This window comes from Schaalia naturae, from assembly GCF_042665795.1.
In the GTDB taxonomy this organism is placed as follows: domain Bacteria; phylum Actinomycetota; class Actinomycetes; order Actinomycetales; family Actinomycetaceae; genus Pauljensenia; species Pauljensenia naturae.
The window spans coordinates 2,443,649-2,467,047 of record NZ_JBHTEF010000001.1; the positions used below are offsets into that span (position 1 = coordinate 2,443,649).

Below are 23,399 nucleotides of genomic sequence, written 5' to 3' on the forward strand. Positions count from 1 at the left end.
GGGTTCCCGCGGCCGGCGAGCGCGGATCCCCGCCGGCTCACCCCCGCGGGACAGCGACGACGCTGGTGGAGCACGCGGGCTCATCGCTGTCGAGGATCTCCAGCAGCCGCGATGCAGACGGTTCGGCGTGCATGCCGGTGATCGCCGAGACGACCCAGGACGGGAAGGCGGAGGGCAGCGGGACGGCCACAAGCCCGCCGGCCTGGGGCTTGTCGGCGACGTGGCGGGGGACCAGCGCGATTCCCAGTCCCCGATGGATCAGGTCGAGGAGCGTGTGCACATCGTCCACTGTGCACCCAACCCGGCGCCTGACTCCCTGGGCGCGGCATGTCGCATCGTTGAGCGAACGGACCCCCCACGACTCCCTGAAGTCGATGAACTCGAGGCCGGTCAGGTCGCGCCACCGGATGCCCGCGCGGGAGGCCAGCGGATGCCCCTGGGGGACGAGGGCCACGATGGGGCCGCGTCCGATCTCGACGCTGCTGACGGCGCCCAGGTGCTCGGTCGTGGCGACGAAGGCGACATCCAGGAGGCCGGCATGGACCTGGTCGACGAGATCGTGCGACCCGGCCTGGGTGAACTGGATCTCGACGAGCGGATACCTGCGGTGGAAGCGCTCCAGGAGAGCCGGCACGTCGACCAGCCCGAGGCACTGCTCCGCCCCGACGCGCAACCGGCCCGAGAGCGACTGTGTGGCCCGCACCACGGCGTCGCGGGCCGCCGACGCCTGGGCGAGGGTCTGACGGGCGAAGGGGAGGAACGCGCGTCCCGCGTCGGTGAGCGAGACGCGTCGGGTGGTCCGTGCGAACAGGGGCGAGGACAGCTCCTCCTCGAGGCTCCGGATCGCCGCGGAGAGCCCCGACTGCGACACCTGGCAGACGGCGGCCGCCCTCGTGAACTGTCCCTCGTCTGCCAGGGTGACGACGTACTCCAGTTGACGCAGCTCCATTCAGCGATTCTATCTCTCAATCAGATGATTCTGAGTTGTTTTACTTGTGGCTCGTCGGTGTCTACTGTGGCGGACAGGCAGACGCAGACATCTGAAAGGGACCGACAATGAAGACCTTCACCCTCCCGGGAACGGATATCACCGTCCCGAACATCGTCCTCGGGCTCATGCGCATCGCAAAGAAGTCCGACGACGAGATCCGGGCCCTCGTGCGCGAGGCGCGCGACTCGGGTATCGACTTCTTCGACCACGCCGACGTCTACGGGGATGACCTGTACGAGTGCGAGCGCCGCTTCGCCGAGGCCATGCGGCTGACGCCCTCGGAGCGCGACGGGATCACGATCCAGACCAAGGCCGGAATCGTCAAGGAAGGCCCGTACTTCGACTTCTCCTACGAGCACATCGTGGAGTCGGTCGACGGCTCGCTCGCGGCGCTCGGCACCGATCGCATCGACATCCTCCTCCTCCATCGCCCCGACGCCCTCGTCGAGCCCGAGGAGGTCGCCCGCGCATTCGACGATCTCGAGGCCTCCGGCAAGGTCCTCCACTTCGGAGTCTCCAACCACACGCCGCGCCAGATCGATCTCCTGCGCAAGTACGTGCGCCAGCCGATCGTGGCCAATCAGCTTCAGCTCTCCATCACCCACGAGCCGATCATCGCCCAGGGCCTCGCCGCGAACATGGCCGGAGAACCGCAGTCGGCGACGCTCGACGGCGGGGGGATCGTCGACTACTGCCGCCTCAACGACATCACGATCCAGGCGTGGTCTCCCTTCCAGGCCGGCTTCTTCAACGGCGTGTTCCTGGGCTCACCCGAGTACCCGGAGCTCAACAGGGCCATCGACCGCATGGCCGCCGCCCACCAGGTGCCGCCCATGGCCATCGCCACCGCCTGGATCACCCGCCATCCCGCGCACATGCAGGTCGTGCTCGGCACGACCACCCCCCGGCGGGTGGCCGAGGCCGCGCAGGGATCCGACCTGGAGCTCACGCGGGCCGAGTGGTACGAGCTGTTCCGGACCTCCGGGCACCTCGTCCCCTGAGCCCTCGCCGGGGTCCTTCACGCCCTCAGCGCATCCGCGGGTTGGATCCGCGAGGCGCGCTGGACCGCGACCAGGCCGCCGAGCAGGCCGACCAGGACCCCGGCCGCGATCCCGACGGGCACGAGCGCCGGGTCGAACACGGGCTGCCATTGGCGCGCGATCGTCACTCCCAGCACCGCGAGCAGGCTGATGTAGGCGCCGGCGATCCCGCCCAGTACCCCGACCGCCACGGACTCCGTGAGAACCAGGACGGTGACGTGTGCCCGGCGCGCGCCGATCGCCCGGCGCAACCCGAACTCGCCGGTCCTCTGGAGGACCGCCGTCGTCATCGAGTTCGCCAGCGACAGCATGGCCGCCAGCAATGTCACCCCGGTGAGAGTGAGCAATGTGGCGGTGACGTTGCCCTCGATCTGCTCGCGCATGGTGTGCGGGTCCGGCGGGGCGTCCACCGAGATCCCCGTTGAAGACGGGATCCAGGCCGCCGGCGCCTGGCCCGCCACCTGCGCCGCCGCCCCCGATTGGACGTGGATCAGCGCCGTCGCGTACCGCGCGCCGGCCAGGGAGCCTGCGGCGTCCTCGGTGGTGAGCACGGCGTCGAGCAACCCGATCTGGAGACCTGCGTCCTCCAGGATTCCCACCACCCGTCTCGGTTCGCCGGCGACCAGGATCGCCGGGGACGCGAGCAGCGGTCCCAGCTGGAGCCGGTCCGCCAGCTGAGAGCCGATGAGCACCTCGTCGCCGCCGAGGGACGCCAGGGGCTCGCCCTGGGTGTCGACCGTCATCAGCTCCTCGGGAAGTGATCCGCCGACCACCCCGACGAGGTCCGCGGACTGGTCGCCCCCGGTGCCCGAGCCGTTGCCGCGGCCCGTGCCCGGCAGCCCGGTGGACACCGTCACCTGTTCGTGGGTGAGCAGGACCGCGGCGGCGTCCACGCCGGCCAGCGCGCGCACGCGCGCCAGGGACCTCCCCGACGCGGCCTGGTCCGCGGCGGCACCGGAGTCGGGGACAGTCGCGGTCATGCTCACCCACTGGTTGCGCTGGGCGTCGAAGATGTCGGACACCTGATAACGGGCGGTGTCGGACAGGCCGGTCGTCGTCAGCGCCAGCCCGACGCCCAGAGCCACCGCAGCCACCAACGCCAGCGTGCGCCCAGCCCTGGTCCACAGGCCTCTCCAGGCGTCGCGAAGCATGTCGGGGATCCGCACGGTCGCGTCACGCCCCTCGGGCGGGCGGGGACGGGGGGAGGCGTTCTCCCCGATCATCGCCGAGGGCGGCGCCGGTGCCTCGCTCACCCTGCCGTCGCGCACGTGCAGGCGCCTCCCGGCGCGCGCCGCCACGCCGGGGTCGTGCGTGACGACGATGACCGTGGCGCCCTCGTCGTTGAGACGCTCCAGGGTGTCCATGACCAGGGCGCCCGACGCGGAGTCCAGGTTGCCGGTCGGCTCGTCGGCGACGACCACGGGGGCGCGGGACGCGATGGCCCGGGCGATCGCCACACGTTGGCGTTCCCCTCCGGAGAGCTTCTGGGCCCGCTGATCCGCCTTGTGCCCCAGGCCGACGAACGTCAGAGCCTCACGGGCGAGTTCGGTGCGGCGAGCGAGCGGCAATCCCCGGTAGAGGGTCCCCAACGCCACATTGTCCAGGACCGTGCGGCCGTCCAACAGGTGGAAGGACTGGAAGACGAACGCGAAGGTCGCCGACCGGTGGCGCGCCCGCGCTGCGTCGTCGAGCCGGGTGGCGTCCTGGTGGTCGATGAGATAGGTGCCAGCCGTCGGGCGGTCGAGGAGCGCGAGCAGGTTGAGCAGCGTCGACTTGCCGGAACCCGACGGGCCCTGGATCGCGACGTAGTCGCCCTGTCCGATGGTGAGCGTGACATCCTCCAGAGCCTGGACGGGGATCTCACCGGGATAGGCTTTCGAGACACCGAGCAGCGTGAGTCGCGCCATCTCAACGATCCACCCTGAGCGTCGCGCCCTCGGAGACGCCGGTCGCCTCCGCCAGTGCGCACGTTCCGCCGACACAGCTCCGGACATCCACCGGGGTCTGCGTGAAGGAGCCGTCCGGCTGGCGCAGCAGCACCGAGGTCCCGCCCGACGCGTCGGTCGCCACGGCCCGTTGGGGGACGAGCAGCGCGTCGGTGACCGGCGCGCTGAGGTCCAGTGTGACGAGGACCTGCTCATTGCCCGCCCACTCGGCGGGCAGCGCGCCCTGGACCGGGGCGAAGACGACGACGGACTGGGAGGGATCGGTCCCCGCGTCCTGCGATCCGGACTCGGAGGAGGACGTCGCCTCGGCGGGGCCGACCACCGTCTCGACGCGCACGGGGACCGGCTGGTCGCCGGCCTGCGCGGTGCCCGTGGTCCCTGTCGACAGTCGGGCCGCGACGTCCCCGGGAACCTTTCCGGTGAGGGAGAGGCTGTCACCGGTGAGCGTGAGGGTCGCTGTGTCCGCATCCAGGATGGTGCCCACGCCGGGGGTCGCGCCCACGCGCGCGGGCAGGCCGGGCAGGACCGCGACCTCCGAGGCCGGCACGTAGATCTGCGTCCGCGGGGTCCGCGCCCTCGGGGTCGTCGACGAGGACGAGGGCGTCCCTGCCGTCGGCGCTCCGGTCCCGGAAGAGCCGGAGGCGTTGTCCGCCGGAGAACCCGCGCCCGAGGCGTCGGTGGGAGCCTCCTCCTCGACGGACCGCTCGGGCGCCGCGGATCCCACAGAAGCGTAGAGATCCTTCACGCACTGCGCCGTGTGCGCCCCGAAGTCTCCGTCGGGGGAGATGCCGTAGCCCAGGTCGGCCAGCGCCTGTTGGAGCATGCGGACGTCCTCGCCGCTGTCGCCCTCCCCGATGTCGCGGTAAAGGGGGAAGGGGCCGCGCAGGGCGATGACGGGCCGCCCGTTCACCCAGGTCGCCACCGACCCGGAGGTCAGCAGGCCGCCCTCCGGCACGCCGGCTCCGGTCACCACGGCGACGCCGTCCACGGACGGCAGCGCCAGCTTGCGCGGATCGTCCGGGGCGGCCGTGGCCATCATCGTCGCGCGGTTGACCAGGTCGCCGCGGGCGACCTGGACGACGACGGGTTGCGCGGCAGGCGGCAGCGCGGCGGCCTCCCGCTGGGCGGGGGACTGGAACCGGGAGGCCGCCATCCAGGTGCCTGCGACCAGGGCGAGCGCAACCAGGGCCGCGGCCGCGGCCAGCCAGGCGCGGGGGCGGGACCGCCGTGCCTGGGGGGCCCGGGCAGGGGCGCCAGCGGCGGGGAGGGAACCGGATCCGCGGACATCGCTCAGCCCTGGGCGCTCTGCAGATAGCCACGGATCGTCTGGAGGGCGCGTTGCGCAGCCTCGACATTCTGGGCCAAGTCCGTCGCATCCAACTCCGCCTTGTGCTCGGCGATGAACGCCTCCTCCTGGTTCCACGACTCGTCGTACAGCGTGTCGAACCACCCGGAGTCCCGACGGCACTGGGCGTCGTGGGTCGCCACCTGGATCTCGTCGGCCGAGGCGGCGTCGCCCGCGCTCTCCCATCCCCATCGGTCTTGGAGGGACTGGGGCGGACGCGTGTCGGGGTCCCAGGGTTCGGAGGGGAGGTCGACGATGCCGAGTGGCGCCATGCATTCCCGCCACCGGGCGGCCGCCTCCTGCAGACGCGGTACCGAGGTGTCGACGAACCACACATTGAGGTTGGTCGGGTCGGCGGCGGCCTCGGCCGCATCCTGTTCCATGGAGTCCCTCTGCTCCTCGTACCAGGCGGCCGTCTCCTCCTCCGTCGTCGGGTAGGGCTCGCCCGGATGCCGCTGCTCCCATTCGGCATGGTCCTCGGCCTCGATCCGCGTCTGTTTCCATCCGTTGACCTTCGTGTCGGCCTCGTCCGTGCATCGGTCCCAGACGTTGAGGTACTCGTCCGACTTGGTCGTCCGCCAGTCGCCGCCGCCGGCCTCGCGGTCGGCCGCGAAGTTGTCGCCGGGGTCCGGCGCCATCCGGTACCCGTACTTCTGGGCGAGCTCGACCGTGAACAGGCGCGTCCAGTTCGCCCCCTCGGTCTCGGACCGGCTGCGGGGATCCGGCGCGGGCGCACGCTGGGGGATCGCGACCTCGCCCTCGGCCAAGGGCGTCGCCGCGATGCGGTCGGCGACCGACGCGATCTGGCGCAGCGGCCGCAGGGACCGCGCGACGACGACGACCGCCAGGCAGACGACCACCGCCCCCAGCGCCGTGTACAGGAGGATGTCGCGGCGCACGAAGTCGGAGATCGCCGCGTCCGTCGGGGCCAGAGAGGACCCGGTGTAGAGGGTGCCCCACGTCTGGAGGCCCGTCGAGGTCAGGGGGGAGGCGGTCACCAGGAACTCTCCGAGACCCTCGATCTCCAGGCGGACGGGGCGGCTGCCCAGGACCGGGCTGGCGTCCAACTGATCGACCTGGGCGTCGGTGAGCTCGACGGCCTCCCCGCCGAGGTCGGCCCCGTCCGGGCTCGGAAGCCGGTATTGCGAGATCCGGTCCCGGCGCCCGTCCTCGCTCGAGACGACGACATAGAAGCCGCCGGGGCGAGGCTGCAGGTCGATCTTCGGCTCCGAGGGCGACGCCGACCCGTCGGCCGAGCGGAAGTCCTTCAGGCTCCGGGCGCTGCCCGCGTCGCCCTGCATCGCCTGCGAGGCCAGCAGCGCCGACTCCTTCGCGCCCGTCATGAGGTTCTCCCGCAGGTACGACACCGCGTTGATGCCCATGACCGCGACCGTCGCCGCGATCGCCAGCGCGATGATGACCGCGAGGCGCGCGGTCAACGGCACGCGGCGCCACCCGGTGAGCGGGCCGGTCACGGCGCGCCGCCCTCGTCCCCCGCAGCTCGCAGCACGTACCCGACTCGGCGAACCGTGTGGATCATGGGGATGCGTCCGATGTCGACCTTCTTGCGCAGGTAGGAGATGTAGAGCTCGAGGATGTTCGACGACCTTCCGCCGTCCGCGCCCCACACCGCCTCCAGCAGCTCCCCCTTCGACAGGACACGGCCGGCGTTCTCCATGAGGATCCGCAGCAGCTGGAACTCGGTGGCCGTCAACGCGATCGCCGCCCCTGCGCGGGCGACCCGGTGGCCGTCGGGGTCCAGGACGAGGTCGCCGACCACCATGTCGGGAGCGCGCGTCGGAGGGGCCTCGGCCCGGTGACGGGGGCTGCGCCGGAGCAGTCCGTGCAGTCGGGCGACGACCTCGCGCACCGAGAACGGCTTGGTCACATAGTCATCGCCTCCGGCCTCGATGCCCTGGATGCGATCCGACGGCGCGGAGTTCGCGGAGAGGAACAGGACCATGGCATCGGAGTGCTCGGCGCGCAGGGCCTTGAGCACGCGCACCCCGTCGACGTCGGGGAGCACGATGTCGAGGACCATGAGATGGGGCCGGAACGCCCGCGCCTCGCGGACTGCGTCGACGCCTGTGGCGGCCGTGCGGACCTCCCACCCCTGGTCGCGGAGCACGGCGGCCAGCAGGTGGCGCATGCTCAGCTCGTCGTCGACGACGAGGACGCGGACGGGGGTCTGGGCGGGGCTCATGGGCCCATCGTCGCACCGGTGGGACCCGCGTCGGCGGCCCTCCCGCCCGATCGCGACGGTCCGTGACCGCGTCCTCAGTTTGCGCACAGGATCGCGCCACGACCTCCGGGGGCAGCGTCTTAGCAGGTCACAAGGCATTCTCAGGGAGATCTGACCGGCTGCGGCCCCCCGGAGGCCGTGGGCCGTCGATGACGCCGTGCGCCTGCTGCCCCCGCTCACCGTTACCATCGATGCCATGATGCGAACCCTGTCAACCCGGATGAAGTGGATCCTGGGGGTCGTTGCGGGCCTAGTCGTCCTCGTCGCGGGGGCGACCGCCGGATACGCCGCCTACTTCGCCGACCACGCGCTGCCGGGCGTCACGGTGGCCGGGGTCGCGGTGACCGGCCAGACGCAGCAGGAGGTCGCCGACGCGCTCCGCCAGCGCGCCGAGGGCATCGCGGTCGCGGTCGACGTCGACGGGACGACGACCACCGCCTCCCTGGCCGACCTGGGCGTCTCGGTGGACGCGGAGGCGACGGCGGCCGCCGCGTTCGAGCCCAACTCCTCCGTGGCCGGCCGCCTCCGCGCGCTCGTCTCCCACCGGGACGTCCCCGCCGTCGCGACAACGGACGAGGCGGCCCTCGCCTCCTTCGCCGACGGCCTCTCCGCCGCGGCCGGGACGCCTGTCCAGGATGCGACGGTGGCGCTCGCCGAGGATGGCACGTCCTTCCAAGCCACTCCCGCATCGCCCGGCATCCGCCTCGACGCCTCGCCTCTCGCCGACGCCGCCGGGACCGCCGCCTCCACCCTGGCCTCGCAGACGGTCGCCCTCCGACCCGAGGAGGTCCAGCCGGCTGTCACCACCGAGGACGCCCGGGCCGCCGCCGACGCCGCCAACGCGCTCGTCGCCCTGGACGTCACGCTGACGGACGGCATCACCGACTTCACCGCCACTCCCGCCGACAAGGCCTCCTGGGTGACGATCCCCGCCCCGGGTGACGAGGGCGGCGCCGACGCGTTGGGCACCCCGGCGTTCGACCGGGACAAGGTGGCCGCCTGGGTCCTCAAGACCGGCGAGTCCAGCAACGAGGATCCGGTGGCGGGCGTCAACAACGTGAACTCCCGCGGGGATGTCGTCTCGGTCGCCTCGGCCGGCGAACCCGGCTGGAAGGTCAGCAACGCGGATGTCGTCGCTCGGGCCGTCTTCGACTCGTTGAGCAAGGGGCAGTCGTTCTCCGGCGATTTCGACTACGACCGGGTCGAGCAGGAGTTCACCACGCAACTCATCGCCGACGGCGCGGAGAACCTGGTCTACCAAGCGGCTCCCGGCGAGAAGTGGATCGACATCGACCTGTCGAACTACACGGTGTCCGCCTACGAGGGCGCGACGATCGTGCGCGGCCCGGTGTCCATGGTGCCCGGCATGCCCGGGCTGGAGACGGTGACCGGCACGTACCACGTCACCCGCCAGGTCGCCTCCGAGACGATGCGGGGCAACGACCTGGACGGCACGCCCTATGTGACGCCGAACGTCCCCTGGGCGACGTACTTCTACAGCGGCTACGCGCTCCACGGCGCGCCGTGGCGCACCTCCTTCGGTTGGGGAGGGCCGGGCGGCTCCCACGGATGCGTGAACATGCCCGTGGACGAGGCGAAGTGGATCTACGACTGGGCCGAGATCGGCACCACCGTTGTCAGCCACTACTGAGATCGTCGCCGTCACCGATCCCCGGCTGCCCGGGCTGCTCGCCCTCGACCAGATGACCCTCAGCGACTACCCAGGCGGCGATGCGACACGTCACCCGGCGCTCACCCCGGTGCGCGCCGCGCCGGGACCGCACCGGTTCGGATCCGGGGTGTTCGACGAGGGCGGCCTGCTGCTGGCCATCACCTACGTCGACGTGAGTGCCGACGCGCGGGCGGAGACCGACTTCACGGTCGTGCGCCCGGGCCACCGGGGCCTGGGCCTGGGTCGGGCCGTCAAGGCGGCATCGGTGCTCGCCCTGCTCGAACGCCACGTGCGTGTCTTCCGCACCGGCGGCGCCGCCGAGAACACGGCGATCATCGCGGTCAATCGCGCCCTCGGGTACGTGCGCGATGAGGAATGGGTGACGCTGGAGCGGTGATCGGGACTCCGGAGGACCGGTAGCGCGCCGACGGCCTGTCACCGCCGGTCACCAACTGCGGCAGCGACACCGTTCTCTTTTTGAACAGCCCGACTCTCAGGCATCGACGAGGATCGCCCCGGTGTTCCGGACCTGCCGGAGCATGACCGGGTCCACGTTGCCGATCCATGCGCTCACCCGCGTCGTGGCAACAGAGTGGATGTGCTGGCACTGCGCGGCGGAGACGGAGCAGAGCCCGTTGTGCTCATCGGGGTCGACGACGATCTCAGAGCCGCTGTCGCGGATGGTGCGGGTCGGGGGATCACCTGGATGACGTTCGGCCCGCCTCGGCGCCACCACGCCCACCCAGTTCGAAACGGCGTTCTATGCTGCGACCAATAATCCCATTCTTGCGGATGCAATCCCATAGACCGAGTCCCCACAAAACCCAAAGGGATTCACATAAGATAAGCGCCGTGACAATATGGCGGCATAAGGCACTCACGTATCACAGCTCATTTGCAGGCTTGTGCGAAGGGACGATCCCCTTGGTGCTCGACCGCGCCGGCGTGCAACCGGGAGCCAAACTGCTCGATGTCGGGTGCGGTGACGGGCGCCTGGCAAAGGCCGCGATCAACCGGGATCTGTCGGTGACAGCCTGCGATCCCGACCCCGGAATGCGGGCTTTGACCACCGCTACCACTCACGGAAATGCCGTGGTCCTGGATGCTGGACTGCCTGAGCTTGACGGGATCGGTGACAGCACCTTCGACGCGGCCGTCGCGAATTTCGTGATCAACCACCTCTCCGACCCCCGAGCGGCGCTCCGCGGACTGCGGCGCGTTCTCCATCGGGGAGGACGCATCGTCTTCACGATCTGGACCGAGATTGCCGCGCCCCATGTCCAGGCCCTCGGCGAGGCGCTGGACCGCGTCGGGGCACCGCCCGCAGCAGGTCTGCGACTGCCACCCGACCTCGACTTTCCTCGGACACCCGAAGGAATGGGCGGGATCGCTCGAACAGCGGGGCTGTGCGTCGACTCGGTAGAAGAGATCACGTGGACTTGGCAGGTGGCGCCCGACTCCCTGTGGACCGGTTTCCTCGCCGGTATCGGATCCCGGAGTGAGCGTTTCGCCGCGCAGAGCCCGGCCACACAGACCCGGGTACGGGAGCTTGTGACCAAGGCGCTCTCGTCTGATCTTGACGAGGGCGTCTACTGGCTTCCCTGCACGGCCGGACTCTGTGTCGCTCATCGAGCATGAACGAAGAATGCACAGAAGTTGAGGCGTTTGTCGGCGGTATCCGATAAGGAACGGAAGTAAGCGCCGCAGTTCTTGCCTCCGGGGGCGGCTTCGCTTCGTCAACATCGATGAGGGTACTGCCCAGGGTCCGTGTGGCGATCTACCGGTCGCCAGTTCGAGGCGTCGGCTGCGGGACGCCAGTCGTGATCCGGACTGGGGTTGTCGGGGAAACGGTGGATCTGGGACTGGCTTGACCGAAAGGAAAGGCTATAAGCCCAGATGACCAAGATCATCGGATCCCGGAGGAACAATCAGGATAAGGAGCGACGGCGTCAAGGACGCTCGTCGCCCTCCGGGAAGATTCCGCGAGTCCGCTGAGTCGTGGGGGGCCTGCTGCGCGACTTGCCGCAGGCGCGACATGAAGGACCCGATCCTGGCGGTAGGGGACGGAGCGCTGGGGTTCTGGCGGGCGCTGCCGGAATCCCAGCATCCCTCGGCCAAGAAGACGCTGGCCGACATCTGGGACGCCGAGGACAAGGACCACGCCAGGGCCGCTGGCGTCGCCATGGCCTTCAAACTCACGCAGGGCGCTCAATCCTACTGGCGCCGGATCACGGCCCCCGAACTCATCTCCCTCGTCCGCACCGACGTCGAATTCAAGAAAGGCACCCTCCTCAAGGGATCCGACCAGAACACACACGACGCTGCCCACCCGGTGGACCTCGAACCAGGAGACCAACAGCGAGCCGCCTGACACATCCCATCCACAGGATTTGACAATAGCTCGCGCCGTCGCGGACCTACACGATGATCGCGTCCAGGTAGATCACCGGGGAGAACGACGCCAGCGATCGCCGCTGCCAGGTCATCACGTCATCGAAGCAGGAGAACACGATGAGGTCAGGTGTCGCGAAGGTGGCGCGGAGCACGTCGAGGTCCTCCGGATGGGCAGCGTAGGAACTCCCATCATCGAAAGGCCTCGACTCTCACCCCGCCAACGACGCACTCAGCCACCCATCCGCTCATCTGCGAAGAGCCCGAAAGCCGGGAAACCGGAGGCCACAAACCTTTACGCGATCGCAAGTTGGCCACCCGTGAACGAAGTCAGGCCCGACGAAGACTGGCGCGACCGAGCGGCCGAGCGCCTCCGCACGACGCATGTGGATCGCCACAGGGGTTGCCGGAACAGGGCGATAGGGGCCTTACGCCGCTGCTCCAGCGAAGACCCCGGAGACGCCCTCAACGCTGAGGTGGGAGAACAGTCTCATTCGGCAGGCGGCCCTCGGAAACCGCAACGATGTCATGGACGACGTTGCTTCCCATGCGCCCTAGTGCGTCGACCGAATACGCTCCGATATGCGGCGTCACCAAGACGTTGTCGCGACCGACGAGCGGATTTGACGAAGAATCTGCAGGTTCTTTCGACACGACATCGAGTCCGACACCAGCGACCACCTGATCATCAAGAGCGGAACTCAGTGCGGCCTCGTCGATGAGCGATCCACGAGATGTGTTGACGATGAAGACACCGCGTTTCATCACAGAGAACTCAGTCTCCCCCAGGATCGGTCGGTTATCGAACGTACCCGACGAGTTCAAGGAAATCAGATCGGAACGCGAGAGCAGCTCCTCTAGAGTGACGGGATTTCCTCCCCGCTTGGCAATCGTGTCATCGTCCAAAAATGGATCATGAGCGAGGATCCGAGCGCCGAATCCCTCTCGGAGGATGGCGCCGACGCGTGCACCGATGTTTCCGAAACCGATGACCCCGACGGTCTTACCGTGGATCTCGGGGCCGACGAACTCGCCGCGCCGACTCCAGGCGCCGTTGACGACTGCATCGACGGCGCCCGGGCGAAGACCAACTTCACGGTCGCGCCCCGGACCACCGGGACCTGGGTGTGGGCCGGGCCGATCAGGACGACAAGCCGGCTGCGGCCCTGTCTGCAACAGGGCCGCAGCCGCCCCTCCTCCCCAGGAGGGCGCCTCCTGCTCTATTGCACCACCGTTGCCAGGAGGACGAGTAGCCAGATCGGCGCCGTCAATGCCGAAAGCATCGTGGTGAAGGTGATGATCGACGCCGAAAGTTCTTTCTGGATGTCGAACTTTGCCGCCAGGATCCCTCCCGTGGCGCAGGCCGGCATCGCGGCGATGACGGTGGGGACGGCCACGATCCAGCCTCGGAAGCCGAGCGCATACAGCACGCCGAAGAGCAGGCCCGGGACGACGATCAGCTTGACCAAAGAGAAGATCCAGATGTCCTTGTCCCTGAGCATCTTGATGAACTGTGCCTCAGCAACGATCGCGCCGATCAGAATCATCGACATCGGGGTGTTTGCCCCACTGATCGTGGCGAAGACGTCGAACACGGGCGCCAACGCGGTGATCACCTGATCGGGAATCAACACCGACACAAGCCAGTACAGGTAGCCCAGAAGGCACGCGATGATCACTGGGTTCGTGAAAGTGTTCTTGATCCCCTTCTTGTCCATCGGCTGGCGAGTGAGCGCCGCGTATCCCATCGACCACAGATACACGTTGTACGGCAGGTTGAACACCGAGGCGTAGAACAAACCGTCGCTCCCGAACAATGCCTGCGCGAATGGCAATCCCATGAACACCGCGTTCGAGTAGGTGATGCCGAATTGGAAGAGACGCCTCTTGGCTTCATCCTTCGGGTAGCGCCCGAAAAAGATCTTGGAGACAACGAACTGGAGGATCGGGTAGTACACCAATGCGATCAGCAGAAGGACAAGGGAGTTCCGCAACTTCTCCCAGTCGAAGTCCGAGAGGAAGGAGTTGAAGACCGCAATGGGGATGATCAATCCGAGGACGAGATCCGTGATGCTTTTCTTCGATTCGGCCGTGATGATGTTCTTCTTCCGAGCGAGGAATCCCACGCCGATCAGAAGGACGATAGTGATGATCTTGCCGATTCCGGCCGTCAGATCGAGGGACATGGTCATTCTCTTCCTGTGTAGAAGGCTGCGAACTTATCGGCGGCGGCGCGCCAACTCTCATAGACCTCGCGGTAGCGGTGGGTTGGCTCGACAACCCTCTTCATCTCGTCGACCCGCTTCACCTCCGCGCCGATTGCCTCGGCCGCTGCGTACGCGGCCCCCCGGGCACCCAGGTAGTCGAAGTCCTCGAGCAACCCGATCCGTACGGGCAGGGACCCGGAAAGATAGGCCATCAGCACGTCCGAGTTCGCGCCGCCTCCGGCGACGCACATCATCTCCGAGTCGGTGCTGACGTCGTTGATCTCTTCGAACATTCGCGTCACGGTGAAGGCGACGCCCCGCTCCACTGCCGCGCCGTAGTCTTCGTCAGTCGATCGCAGATGCCCGCCCACGAGAGTCTCCCGCAGGCTCGCCGACCAGTACGGCGAGCGTTCCCCGTTCTCCCAGGGGAAGAACTGGATCGAGTTGTCCACTCGGCTTGGATCGATCTCGTTTTCATGCAGGAAACCGATGTCTTGGAACTTGTCGAGGACCGCGCAGCCGTTGGAGCTGATGGCTCCCGCGACCCACATGCCTGAGGCGATCTCGAAGGTCCACACCTTCGAGAAGTCCAGATTGGACACGTCGGTGACGAAGGAGCGCACTGCCATCGAGGTCCCGATGTTCGCCGTGATGTTGGCGATCCCGTACGTCGCATACGAGGCGGAGGGACCGTCTCCCAGTCCGGTGGCGAACTGGATCGTGCCGAGATCGGTGAGACCTTCATGGGTGATGGGCCCCACCGTTTGGTTGAACGCCACGACCTCGGGCATGGCGTCCGCCTTCAGCCCTGCCGCCTCCAGGAGCGACTCGTTCCACACGCCCTGCACGACGTTACGGAAACCGCTGGCGGAAGCGCAGCAGCGATCGACCACGCGGCGTCCGGTCAATCGCTCAGCCAGGTACTCCTGGAGTCCGTAGGGCAGAATGACCAGGTCAGGTTGTGTCTGCCGGGCGACGAGGATCTTGTAGGACGGGAAGAGGCTGGCAGGCGGGCAGCCCGACACCTCGGTCGAGGCGCTCAGCGCCGCATAGGCGTTCTCATCGTCGGGCCACACGGAATTCCACTGATAGATCACCTCTTCGCCGCCTCTCAGTGCCACGAACGAGTACATCTGGGTCGACAGCGCAACGCTGGCGACCCGGTAGGTCTCGCCCACAGCGCGGATGGCACCGACCACGACCTCCAGGTAGCGCCGGGCCCGGGACACGCCCGGCCCGATTTCGGGCTCCGTGTACTGGAACTTCCGGTTGGCGACGATCTCCCCGTCGGACAGACGGTAGACCGTCGCTTTCAGCCCGCTGGTCCCCACATCCAGGCCGACAGCCACTTCGTCCATTGGCGCACGTTCACTCATTGAATCCTCCAGGACTTGCGTTCACGCCGATCTGCGCGAGACAGACAACTCCGCACCGGACGCCTTTTATCCCGGTCCGGACACCTGTGTCCGTCGCATTTCAGCGTGTATTCCTCATTGAATTTGTCGCGCTTTCACACCGGTAGATGCCCCGTCCCTGCGTCCCGAATAGGGCGCGGGTGCGCGAGGCGGCAGGCCGAGCCGGGTGAACTCCGTGGCCCTTCGACGCGGCCCGGATTCCCGGGCGCCCGATCCACTCATGACCGGGCGCCCGATGTGAGAAAAGCGGCTCAGCCGAGCGCATGCCCTCCTGTCTCAAATTCGAGATCGAGGGCGTCGAATCCCCTCTTGATGACGTCGTGAAGCTCGCGGTACTTCGGATCGCTGAACTCCGGCAGGAGCATGGGTTGACGGGGGAATCCTGCCTCGAAGCCGCGAGCATACAGGGCCATGTGCGAGGCGATCGTTGAGTCCGTGAAGTGCAGCTTCTCCGACAGATCCATCATCACCAGGTAGGCCTTGCGCGCCCGCGCCTCTTCTCCCGCCACCGTTGCGCGGACGAGCTCCGTCATGATCTCCGGTGCCCAGTTGTTGATTCCTGCAATCGCGGCCCGCACCCCCATGTAATAGAGCGGAAGCCACCCGGTGGAGGTTCCCATGATGACCTGGAAATCCTCGCCCTTCTCCTGCGCCTCATAGGCCACTCGCGTGATGAAGCCGAGGCTCAACGGACTGTCCTTGAGGCCGGCAAGACCCAGCTTCTTCAACTCGTCGACCACTCGCAGGCTCATCGTGTACCGAGAGGTCTGGGGATTGTTGTAGGCGTAGACGGGAACGTCCACGGCCTCGATGATCTGGCGATAGTACTCGATGACCGATGCGTCATTGTGCTTGTAGTAGAACGGAGGAACGGCGCCGACGGCGTCAACGCCCACTTTCTCTGCCGCTTTGGCGAGAATGACTGCGTCTTTCGTGTCGATGCAGCCGACATGGGGAAGGAGGATGCGATGCCCCTCGGCCGCATCCGCTGCTTCCCTGGCCAGCTCGAAGATCTGGATTCGTTCCTCGTTCGTCATCAGCGGTCCGGCGCCGTACGACCCGGTGAGGAAGAGGCCGTCAACCCCTTTGCTGAACATCCAATCGATGTGCCAGCGGGTGCGGGCGAGGTCGAGATCTCCGTCCTCCGTGAAGATCGTGATGTTGGGAACCAGTGAACCCTGAATCATTGTTGTCCCTCCTAGTGTGAATGTGGAAAGGCATGTTCGGAACGCGTGTGTTCGAGTCAGTTCGATTGCCGGATGGCGACCTCCGAAGCATTCACAGCACGGCCGGTCCCTCCGGTGAGGAGAATGTCGATGAGGTGATCTGCGACAATTCGGGACACACTCGCGGCCGATTCACGTGAGCTGGCCGCCAGGTGCGGCGTGAGCAGTAGTCCCAGGCCCAACAGGGGTGAATCCGGGGGCAACGGCTCCTGGTCGTAGGCGTCGAGGGCGGCGCCCGCGATCTTGCGATCGACGACGGCCCGGCGCAACGCCTCCGTGTCCACAAGCCCCCCTCTGGCCGTGTTGATGAGATAGGCGGTGGGCTTCATCAGGTCGAGCGTCGCTTCATTGACGATGTGTCGGGTCTCTTCCGTCAGCGGCAGGGTGAGGACGAGGAAGTCGCTTCGCGCGAAGACGTCGTCGGCGCTGGCGCACAGCTCGACGCCGGCGGCCTCCGCCCACGCGATGTCGGGGATGGAGTCGAATCCGATCGCCTCGATCTCGAAACCGGTCAGCAGTTCGACGACGCGCTTGCCGATATGTCCAAGACCGAGGATGCCCACGGTCTTCCCCGTGACCTCGACGCCTCGGGAACGTTCCCATCGGCCGTCATCGAGGGCGGACGCATATCGGTGAACCGAACGAGCCACGTCCAGCATGAGCGCCACCGTCAGTTCGGCGACCGCGTTTCTGTTGGCACCCGGGGCATTGCACACGAGCACTCCGTGCCGGGTGGCGGCTTCGACGTCGATGCCGTCGAGGCCCGTGCCGTTCATGTGCACGACCTTCAGCCGTTCATCGGCGGCGAAGACGGTTTCATTCACCGTGTCGTTCCCGACGACCAGGGCGTCGAAACCCTCGATCTGACGAGCGAGTTCTTCAGGAGCGGGATTCGGCGCCGCGGCTCTGACGACTTCGATACCGGCAGACTCCAGGCGCCGGATCGCCTCGGGCGCCTCGCGACCGAAAGACCGCGACGTCACCAGTACCTTCATGTTGTTCCTCCACGCTGCACGTCATCCTCGGGTGCGATGCTCCTCTGCACGCATCACATCCTATCCGCCTGTCCGTACAGGATGTCAAGTCGTTAGGATACGAGTTTCAACCGATGGACGCTGCCGTTTGTGTCGCGCTCGCTCTCGCATGGACGGGATGGCTCCCGACCCGCGCTTCGTCCTAGAAGCCCCCGGACTGCGCCGTGGCGAGCACACTCGGCCGCGACCGCATCTCACTGCCAGCCTCAAGCCGAACCTCGAAGCGCGCAAGGTCGCCACGGTGGTAGCTGACGAAGGTCTCGACCGGACGTCGCTGGTCATCGTAGGAGACGTTCTTCAGGACCATCACTGGAGCACCTGTGGAGATGCCCAAGCTCCGTGCGACCTCCTTCGAGGCGTAGCCCAGTTCAATCGTGCGGACAGCACTGGCCATCTTGATGCCGTAGCGGTCCCTCAGGACGCCGTAGAGGGAGGTGTTGCGCAGGTCCTCGTGATTCAGCCCGGGGGCCAGAGTCTGGTCGATGTAGGTGGTCGTCCGCACCATGGGCCGTTCATCGATGAAACGCACGCGCTCAATGACCATGACCGGCGTGGCCTCGGGAAGCGACAGGGCGTCTGCGACTTCCGGGGACGCGGGTTCGACCTCGAGACGCAGCACGTCACTGCGGACCGGCGTGCCACCTCGTTGCATGATGTCGTCGTAGAGGCCGGTGAGAGCACCCAACATGCCCTGGTTCGTCTTCGGCGACGCCACGAATGTGCCTCGCCCCTTGATGCGCCGGATCACGCCGTCGCGTTCGAGTTTTCCCAACGCCTGACGGACCACTGACCGCGAGACGTCATAGCGCTGGCCGAGCTCATGATCACCCGGCACCCGGTCGCCCGGCTGCAACGCCGAAGCCTTGATCTCCTTCAGGAGGATTTCGCTGAGCTGGAAGTAGTAGGGAACGGGCGACGTCTTGTCGATGGACTCACTCACGTGGTCACTCCGTCCCTGGTTGATTCCGACCATTCCGATTGAGCCTATCGCAACACATCCGAACAGACGCCAAGCCGTCGACCCAGACGCTTGCTGCCGGGACCCGCGAGAAACGGAGTCGCACTCATCGATCCGCACGACATCGCCGCCTCGTCAACGCGAAGCGGCGACGAGCTCCTCCAGCCATGACGGGAACTGCCTTGCTCCTCGGCCTGACGCCGAATCCTGTCAAACGCCGAACCGCTGATCCCGCAGCGCTCACACTGGGACGTGATCGCCCAGCTCCCAGCGTTCCCCGGCCGCTTCGCGATCGCCCCCACAGGCGGGCACATGGCTGTGCTCCAAGCTCGCACACAACCCGACCACGAAGCCGTCCACGAGTCTATGAGACTTCACAGACCAGTCCCAGATCCACCGTTCTCCTGACAGCCCCGCACGACCCACCGGGGTGGACCGCGCGTCCTCGATGGCCTCCAGAGCCTCCGTCAAGCCGGGCGGCGCGCGACCACGGAGAAGGTCAGGGGGATCCGGGGCGATCCCTCGGGGAGCGCCCAGCCGTCCGGGGTGGCGACCATGCCCTCGATCGGCGCCCAGTCCATGACGGAATGCTCGCCCAGCGCCTCGATCGCCAATCCCGCGTCGCGCAGCGCGGTGACGACCTCGCTGAGGTCGTGACGCCACTCGTGGTTCGTCGTGTGCGCGATCGTGGCGGGCCCGTCGGTGTAGGAGCCGGCGGCCTCGTAGACGTTCTCACCACCGCCGCTCAGGTAGTCCTCGGCGATCGTCAACGACGAGTAGTCCAGCGCCCCTAGGAGCGGATGGTCGTCGCGGATCATGAACACGCCGCCCGGCTCAAGCAGCTCGGCGATGGAACGCGCCCATTCCCGCAGGCCAGGCAGCCACACGATCGTCCCCGTGCTCGTCACCACCACATCGAAGCGGCGACGGATGACGCGGGAGGCGAAGCGCGCGTCGCCTTCGACGAAGGTGATGGTCCCCGGCGTCGCGCCGGCGCGCGCCGCGATCCCGCGGGCATGCCGCAGCGAGTTCGGCGAGAAATCCAGACCGTGGACGTCGCGCGCGCCCAGACGCCACCACGACACGGTGTCGGTGCCGATGTGGCACTGGAGGTGCAGCAGGCTCGCTCCCCTCACCGACCCGCCCGGAAGGTGCGGCGACAGCACAGCGAGATCGCGCCGGACCACATCGCTGATCCGATGTGGATCGGCGACGAACCCGTCGACGTCGTAGAACCGGGAGGCCGCGTGCACCTCGGCGCGGTCGTCCCAGTTCGCCCGGTTCTCACCCAGCGCTCAGGAGCAGGCGCCGTCGGGCGCGGGGTCCCGGCGCTGATCATCGCTCATACGCCCACCCTAGGGGACGCCGCCCGCCTTCTACACTGTCCGTCATGACCAGCGTCGACATCGACGGCCTCCGGCGGTTCCTCGTCCGCGCCAAGCGAGCCACCTACGCGGACCCGGGCGCCGCCCAGGCGCCGCCGCTGCGCCCCGGCTCCCACGACTACGACTACGGCGACGGGCCCTGGATCTACCACGACACCTACATCGGCCAACTCCGATTCATCGGGGAGGAGGTCGTCCACCGCCGCGAGCAGAGCGGAGACGAGCGGCCCGTGTGGGCGATGAACTACCTGGGCGTCTCGCTGGTTCCCGGGACCGCGGCGGAGGTGTACGAGCGCGTGCTCCGCCCCGCTCTGCTCGACCCCGACGCCGCCGTCCCCGTGCGCGGCCCCGCGGTCCTCGACGTCGGGGACTGGCGCTACACCTTCACCGCGCAGGGAGACCTCGCCCAATTCAGCGGGGAGGAGCAGATCCTCGCCGGAGGCCGTCTGGTCTACCGCCTCCTATGTCACGGCGGGCTCGTCGTCTAGACGTAGACGTGCCCGGCGGGGGCGTCACCGCCGCAGCGGCGCGGTGCTCGCCCGCAGGATGAGCTCGGTGTCCAGCACGGCGTGGGCCGTCTCCGCCTCGTCGGGTGCGGACAGCATCCGCAGCAGGATCCGGGCGGCCTCGCGTCCCTCCTCCTGGACCGGCTGCCGGATCGTCGTCAGATGGAAGAAGGCCGCCAGGTCGTGGTCGTCGAAGCCGACGATCGAGAGGTCCTCCGGAACCCGCACCCCCATCGAGCGCGCGGCGTCGATGGCCCCGATCGCCATCTCGTCGCTCATGGCGAAGACCGCCGTCGGAGGGGTCGGAAGGGCGAGCAGGCGGACGGCAGCCCGCCTGCCCCCGTCGATCGTGTAGTCAGAAGGGACGATGAGCGTCTCGTCCACCGGCGCCCCGGCGGCGGTCAACGCCTCCCGGTAGCCCCTCGCGCGCAGCGCCGAGGACGTGAAGTGCATCGGGTCCTCGGGAAGCCCGCCGATCAGACCGATGCGCCGATGCCCGAGGTTGAGGAGGTGCTGGACGGCCGTGGACGCCGCCGCCCTGTCGTCGATCATCACCGAGCTGGCCCCCGGGGCGTCATGCCCCACCGTGACCAGGGGGACGCGCATCTGGGCGAGCTGGGCGCGTTCCTTCTCGCTGAGGGCGAGCGAGAGCACGAGGACCCCGGCGACGTGGTTGCGCAGCGGCATGCGCTCGAAGAACCGCTGGCGCCCGTCCGGACCGCCGAGGTTGTACAGGAGCAGGTCGTGGTCGGCGCCGCGGATCACGTCCTCGGCCCCCGTCACCGCCTGGGCGAAGAACCACCGGGTCACGAAGGGGACGACCAGCCCGATCGCATCCGTCCTCCCGTTGACCAGGCGCACCGCGGAGGGGTTCGCGACGTAGTCCAGTTCCCGAGCGGCCTCCTCGACCCTCGCCCGGGTGGCCGCGGAGATCTGGCCGCTCCCGCGCAGGGCGCGCGACGCCGTCGAGGGGGAGACCCCCGCGAGCGCGGCCACGTCCGTGATCGTGCTCATCGATACACGCCCTTTCCTCGATGCCGTCATCGCCATTCGCGCCCCACCTCGGAACGACACCGTACCCCCGGGAACCAGCCTGTCAGCTCTTCACCGAACCCGCCATCATGCCGCGCACGAAGAAGCGCTGCAGCAGGAGGAAGACGACCACCGGGACGATGATCGACACGAAGGCGCCCGCCGTCAGCAGGTTCCAGTCCTCGCCGTAGCTGCCGGCCAGGTCTGCCAGCCGCACGGTCAGCGGCGCGGTCCGGGCTGTCCCGCCCGCGAAGGTGAGCGAGACCAGCAGGTCGTTCCACACCCACAGGAACTGGAAGATGAAGAAGGAGGCCAGCGCCGGCTTCATCAACGGGAGCACGATCCTGGTGAAGATCACGCCGTGGGTGGCGCCGTCCATCTTCGCCGCCTCGATGACCTCGCCCGGGATCTCCGACATGAAGTTGTGCATGAGGAACGTCGCCAGCGGCAGGGCGAAGACCGTGTGGGCGATCCACACCGTCATGAACGGCATCGCCTTCGTCATCCCGCTGGAGACGAACATCTTCAGCAGCGGCACGAGGGTCATCTGGATCGGGACGATCTGCAGGGCGAAGACCACGGTGAACACCGCATCGCGGCCTTTCCACCGCATGACGCAGAAGGCGTAGGCCGCGAACAGCGAGAGGATCATCGGCAGCGTCGCGCCGACGACGGTGATGAGCACGGAGTTGAGGAAGTAGTTGATGAGGTTGTTCGACGCGCTCGACCCGACGAGGACCTCGGTGTAGTTGTCGAGCGTGACGGAGGGGTGGGCGAAGAACTCCCACCACCCGGTGGTCTTGATGTCGCTCTTGGGCCGGAAGGAGGAGACGAACAGCCCCAGAGTGGGGACCGTCCACACGAGGGCGATCACGAGCGCCAGCGCGGAGGCGCCCCTGCTCGTCAGCATCCGGTGGGCTCTCGTCCAGATCGGCGTCTCGGGGCCGGGCGTCCCCTCCCGGGAGATCGTCTGCGCGCTCATCCCCTGACCTCCTTGTTCTTGCGCATCTGGCGGACGTTGTAGGCGATGATCGGGATCACCATGATCAGCAGCAGGACGGCGATGGCCGACCCGCGTCCCGGTTCGCCGTAGCGGAAGGACTGGTCGTACATCGTGTTCGCGATGACCTGCGTGTCGTACTGCCCGCCCGTCATCGTGCGGACGATGTCGAAGACCTTCAGGGCACCGATCGAGATCGTGGTGAGGACGACGACCAGGGTGGGCCGCACCATCGGGATCGTGATCTCGCGCAGCATCCGGAGGCCGCTCGCCCCGTCCAACCGAGCCGCCTCCACGATGTCCCCCGGGATGGCCTTGATCGCCGCCGAGAGCAGCACCATCGCGTAGCCGGTCTGCGTCCAGATCATGACGACGATGAGGAACAGGGTGTTCCACGGGGAGTCGACGAGGAACTGGTGCGGCTCCATCCCCAGGGACACGAGGATCTGGTTGAGCAGGCCGATCTGGGGGCGGCTCGCGTCCCGGTAGGTGTAGACGAATTTCCAGATGATGGACGCGCCGACGAAGGAGATCGCCATCGGCATGAACATCAGGGTCTTCGCGAGGGACTCGAAACGCGATCCGTCCACCATCAGCGCGTACAGCAGTCCGAGGACCGTCGACAGCGCCGGCGCCAGGGCGAGCCACGCCAGGGTGTTCACCAGGGCGCGGAGCGAGTCCGGGTCGGAGAAAATCCACGCGTAGTTGTCGAGGCCGACGAAGCCGGAGGAGTCTGCGTCCAGGAACGACAGCCAGGCCGTCTTGACCATCGGATAGACCAGGCCGATGGCGAGCAGGCCCAGTGCCGGCGCCGCGTACACCAGGGCCGTGACCCCCTCGCGCCCGCGGCCGCGCTCCGTGAGCCGAGCGAGCGCCAGCACCAGACCCACGACCGCGACGATCGCGATCACGGCGACCAGCGCCTGCGAGACCTTCCCCTGCCAATCAGCCAGCATGACGCACTCCTCGTTCCTCCTGCGGTGCGGGGTGGCCGCGGCCGATCCGCGGC

Annotated in this window: 23 protein-coding genes; 6 read left to right on the forward strand and 17 right to left on the reverse strand. The window is 67.8% G+C overall.

Going from position 1 to position 23,399, the window contains the following annotated elements; genetic code table 11:
- Nucleotides 1-37: 37 nt before the first annotated feature.
- The gene (locus ACFQWG_RS10820) at nt 38-949 is read right to left on the reverse strand and encodes a LysR family transcriptional regulator (RefSeq protein WP_380975193.1); all 912 of its coding nucleotides are present in this window, start codon (nt 947-949) and stop codon (nt 38-40) included.
- A 107-nt stretch (nt 950-1,056) separates the two neighbouring features.
- Between ACFQWG_RS10820 and ACFQWG_RS10825 the strand changes: the two genes are divergently transcribed.
- Nucleotides 1,057-1,992, forward strand: a complete 936-nt coding sequence (locus tag ACFQWG_RS10825; protein ID WP_380975195.1) for an aldo/keto reductase — start codon at nt 1,057-1,059, stop codon at nt 1,990-1,992.
- A 17-nt stretch (nt 1,993-2,009) separates the two neighbouring features.
- On the opposite strand, the gene ACFQWG_RS10830 is transcribed toward ACFQWG_RS10825, so the two are convergent.
- The 4 genes from ACFQWG_RS10830 to ACFQWG_RS10845 form a co-directional block, all read right to left on the reverse strand.
- Nucleotides 2,010-3,938, reverse strand: a complete 1,929-nt coding sequence (locus ACFQWG_RS10830) for an ABC transporter ATP-binding protein/permease (protein WP_380975197.1) — start codon at nt 3,936-3,938, stop codon at nt 2,010-2,012.
- Nucleotide 3,939: 1 nt separating this feature from the next.
- Nucleotides 3,940-5,130 carry a peptidoglycan-binding domain-containing protein gene (locus ACFQWG_RS10835; RefSeq protein ID WP_380975199.1) on the reverse strand — a complete coding sequence of 397 codons (1,191 nt, stop codon included), beginning with the start codon at nt 5,128-5,130 and terminating at the stop codon, nt 3,940-3,942.
- A 137-nt stretch (nt 5,131-5,267) separates the two neighbouring features.
- Nucleotides 5,268-6,797: a hypothetical protein gene (locus tag ACFQWG_RS10840; RefSeq protein WP_380975201.1), complete on the reverse strand. Its 1,530-nt coding sequence runs from the start codon at nt 6,795-6,797 to the stop codon at nt 5,268-5,270.
- Nucleotides 6,794-7,525, reverse strand: coding sequence for a response regulator transcription factor (locus ACFQWG_RS10845; RefSeq protein ID WP_380975203.1), 732 nt, complete (start codon nt 7,523-7,525; stop codon nt 6,794-6,796). The genes ACFQWG_RS10840 and ACFQWG_RS10845 overlap by 4 nt, the downstream gene beginning before the upstream one ends.
- A gap of 235 nt (nt 7,526-7,760) precedes the next feature.
- Here ACFQWG_RS10845 and ACFQWG_RS10850 point away from each other — a divergent pair, with 235 nt between their 5' ends.
- Together ACFQWG_RS10850 and ACFQWG_RS10855 are read left to right on the forward strand one after the other, a co-directional pair.
- A complete protein-coding gene (locus ACFQWG_RS10850) occupies nt 7,761-9,215 on the forward strand; it encodes a L,D-transpeptidase family protein (RefSeq protein WP_380975205.1) in 1,455 nt (484 codons plus the stop codon).
- Nucleotides 9,199-9,633: a GNAT family N-acetyltransferase gene (locus tag ACFQWG_RS10855; protein ID WP_380975207.1), complete on the forward strand. Its 435-nt coding sequence runs from the start codon at nt 9,199-9,201 to the stop codon at nt 9,631-9,633. The genes ACFQWG_RS10850 and ACFQWG_RS10855 overlap by 17 nt, the downstream gene beginning before the upstream one ends.
- Nucleotides 9,634-9,729: 96 nt before the next feature.
- On the opposite strand, the gene ACFQWG_RS10860 is transcribed toward ACFQWG_RS10855, so the two are convergent.
- The gene (locus ACFQWG_RS10860) at nt 9,730-9,969 is read right to left on the reverse strand and encodes a hypothetical protein (RefSeq protein ID WP_380975209.1); all 240 of its coding nucleotides are present in this window, start codon (nt 9,967-9,969) and stop codon (nt 9,730-9,732) included.
- Between the two features lie 194 nt (nt 9,970-10,163).
- On the opposite strand from ACFQWG_RS10860, the gene ACFQWG_RS10865 reads away from it, so the two are divergent.
- Together ACFQWG_RS10865 and ACFQWG_RS10870 are read left to right on the forward strand one after the other, a co-directional pair.
- Nucleotides 10,164-10,874 (forward strand): class I SAM-dependent methyltransferase, encoded by a 711-nt coding sequence (locus ACFQWG_RS10865; protein WP_380975211.1) that lies wholly within the window; start codon nt 10,164-10,166, stop codon nt 10,872-10,874.
- Nucleotides 10,875-11,271: 397 nt separating this feature from the next.
- A complete protein-coding gene (locus ACFQWG_RS10870; RefSeq protein WP_380975213.1) occupies nt 11,272-11,607 on the forward strand; it encodes a hypothetical protein in 336 nt (111 codons plus the stop codon).
- A gap of 46 nt (nt 11,608-11,653) precedes the next feature.
- Here the strand turns inward: ACFQWG_RS10870 and ACFQWG_RS10875 are convergent, their stop codons facing one another.
- The 8 genes from ACFQWG_RS10875 to ACFQWG_RS10910 form a co-directional block, all read right to left on the reverse strand.
- Nucleotides 11,654-11,782, reverse strand: coding sequence for a hypothetical protein (locus ACFQWG_RS10875; protein ID WP_380975215.1), 129 nt, complete (start codon nt 11,780-11,782; stop codon nt 11,654-11,656).
- A 310-nt stretch (nt 11,783-12,092) separates the two neighbouring features.
- The gene (locus tag ACFQWG_RS10880; RefSeq protein ID WP_380975217.1) at nt 12,093-12,803 is read right to left on the reverse strand and encodes an NAD(P)-dependent oxidoreductase; all 711 of its coding nucleotides are present in this window, start codon (nt 12,801-12,803) and stop codon (nt 12,093-12,095) included.
- A gap of 44 nt (nt 12,804-12,847) precedes the next feature.
- Nucleotides 12,848-13,813 carry an AEC family transporter gene (locus ACFQWG_RS10885; protein ID WP_380975219.1) on the reverse strand — a complete coding sequence of 322 codons (966 nt, stop codon included), beginning with the start codon at nt 13,811-13,813 and terminating at the stop codon, nt 12,848-12,850.
- A gap of 2 nt (nt 13,814-13,815) precedes the next feature.
- Entirely contained in the window at nt 13,816-15,210 is a 1,395-nt protein-coding gene (locus tag ACFQWG_RS10890) for an FGGY family carbohydrate kinase (protein WP_380975221.1), read from the reverse strand.
- A 290-nt stretch (nt 15,211-15,500) separates the two neighbouring features.
- Nucleotides 15,501-16,436 (reverse strand): dihydrodipicolinate synthase family protein, encoded by a 936-nt coding sequence (locus tag ACFQWG_RS10895; protein WP_380975223.1) that lies wholly within the window; start codon nt 16,434-16,436, stop codon nt 15,501-15,503.
- Between the two features lie 56 nt (nt 16,437-16,492).
- Nucleotides 16,493-17,470, reverse strand: a complete 978-nt coding sequence (locus tag ACFQWG_RS10900; RefSeq protein WP_380975225.1) for a phosphoglycerate dehydrogenase — start codon at nt 17,468-17,470, stop codon at nt 16,493-16,495.
- A gap of 181 nt (nt 17,471-17,651) precedes the next feature.
- Nucleotides 17,652-18,449 carry a GntR family transcriptional regulator gene (locus ACFQWG_RS10905; protein WP_380975227.1) on the reverse strand — a complete coding sequence of 266 codons (798 nt, stop codon included), beginning with the start codon at nt 18,447-18,449 and terminating at the stop codon, nt 17,652-17,654.
- A 485-nt stretch (nt 18,450-18,934) separates the two neighbouring features.
- On the reverse strand, nt 18,935-19,720 hold the full coding sequence (locus ACFQWG_RS10910) for a class I SAM-dependent methyltransferase (protein ID WP_380975229.1): 786 nt from the start codon (nt 19,718-19,720) through the stop codon (nt 18,935-18,937).
- A gap of 137 nt (nt 19,721-19,857) precedes the next feature.
- On the opposite strand from ACFQWG_RS10910, the gene ACFQWG_RS10915 reads away from it, so the two are divergent.
- The gene (locus tag ACFQWG_RS10915) at nt 19,858-20,340 is read left to right on the forward strand and encodes a DUF5680 domain-containing protein (protein WP_380975231.1); all 483 of its coding nucleotides are present in this window, start codon (nt 19,858-19,860) and stop codon (nt 20,338-20,340) included.
- A gap of 24 nt (nt 20,341-20,364) precedes the next feature.
- Here the strand turns inward: ACFQWG_RS10915 and ACFQWG_RS10920 are convergent, their stop codons facing one another.
- From ACFQWG_RS10920 to ACFQWG_RS10930, 3 genes are all read right to left on the reverse strand, one after another.
- Nucleotides 20,365-21,372: a LacI family DNA-binding transcriptional regulator gene (locus ACFQWG_RS10920; protein WP_380975232.1), complete on the reverse strand. Its 1,008-nt coding sequence runs from the start codon at nt 21,370-21,372 to the stop codon at nt 20,365-20,367.
- Between the two features lie 82 nt (nt 21,373-21,454).
- The gene (locus ACFQWG_RS10925; RefSeq protein WP_291497510.1) at nt 21,455-22,372 is read right to left on the reverse strand and encodes a carbohydrate ABC transporter permease; all 918 of its coding nucleotides are present in this window, start codon (nt 22,370-22,372) and stop codon (nt 21,455-21,457) included.
- Complete coding sequence (locus tag ACFQWG_RS10930; protein ID WP_380975235.1) at nt 22,369-23,346, reverse strand: carbohydrate ABC transporter permease; 978 nt, start codon at nt 23,344-23,346, stop codon at nt 22,369-22,371. Before ACFQWG_RS10930 ends, ACFQWG_RS10925 begins: the two co-directional genes overlap by 4 nt.
- Nucleotides 23,347-23,399 lie beyond the last annotated feature (53 nt).

What these genes read in the sequence shown, in the direction of transcription:
- ACFQWG_RS10835 (WP_380975199.1), bottom strand. Translation starts at nt 5,130, where the DNA reads ATGGCGGCCTCCCGGTTCCAGTCCCCCGCCCAGCGGGAGGCCGCCGCG.
- ACFQWG_RS10930 (WP_380975235.1), bottom strand. Translation starts at nt 23,346, where the DNA reads ATGCTGGCTGATTGGCAGGGGAAGGTCTCGCAGGCGCTGGTCGCCGTG.
- ACFQWG_RS10920 (WP_380975232.1), bottom strand. Translation starts at nt 21,372, where the DNA reads ATGAGCACGATCACGGACGTGGCCGCGCTCGCGGGGGTCTCCCCCTCG.
- ACFQWG_RS10845 (WP_380975203.1), bottom strand. Translation starts at nt 7,525, where the DNA reads ATGAGCCCCGCCCAGACCCCCGTCCGCGTCCTCGTCGTCGACGACGAG.
- ACFQWG_RS10915 (WP_380975231.1), top strand. Translation starts at nt 19,858, where the DNA reads ATGACCAGCGTCGACATCGACGGCCTCCGGCGGTTCCTCGTCCGCGCC.
- ACFQWG_RS10850 (WP_380975205.1), top strand. Translation starts at nt 7,761, where the DNA reads ATGATGCGAACCCTGTCAACCCGGATGAAGTGGATCCTGGGGGTCGTT.
- ACFQWG_RS10925 (WP_291497510.1), bottom strand. Translation starts at nt 22,372, where the DNA reads ATGAGCGCGCAGACGATCTCCCGGGAGGGGACGCCCGGCCCCGAGACG.
- ACFQWG_RS10885 (WP_380975219.1), bottom strand. Translation starts at nt 13,813, where the DNA reads ATGTCCCTCGATCTGACGGCCGGAATCGGCAAGATCATCACTATCGTC.
- ACFQWG_RS10830 (WP_380975197.1), bottom strand. Translation starts at nt 3,938, where the DNA reads ATGGCGCGACTCACGCTGCTCGGTGTCTCGAAAGCCTATCCCGGTGAG.
- ACFQWG_RS10895 (WP_380975223.1), bottom strand. Translation starts at nt 16,436, where the DNA reads ATGATTCAGGGTTCACTGGTTCCCAACATCACGATCTTCACGGAGGAC.
- ACFQWG_RS10820 (WP_380975193.1), bottom strand. Translation starts at nt 949, where the DNA reads ATGGAGCTGCGTCAACTGGAGTACGTCGTCACCCTGGCAGACGAGGGA.
- ACFQWG_RS10870 (WP_380975213.1), top strand. Translation starts at nt 11,272, where the DNA reads ATGAAGGACCCGATCCTGGCGGTAGGGGACGGAGCGCTGGGGTTCTGG.
- ACFQWG_RS10825 (WP_380975195.1), top strand. Translation starts at nt 1,057, where the DNA reads ATGAAGACCTTCACCCTCCCGGGAACGGATATCACCGTCCCGAACATC.
- ACFQWG_RS10900 (WP_380975225.1), bottom strand. Translation starts at nt 17,470, where the DNA reads ATGAAGGTACTGGTGACGTCGCGGTCTTTCGGTCGCGAGGCGCCCGAG.
- ACFQWG_RS10890 (WP_380975221.1), bottom strand. Translation starts at nt 15,210, where the DNA reads ATGAGTGAACGTGCGCCAATGGACGAAGTGGCTGTCGGCCTGGATGTG.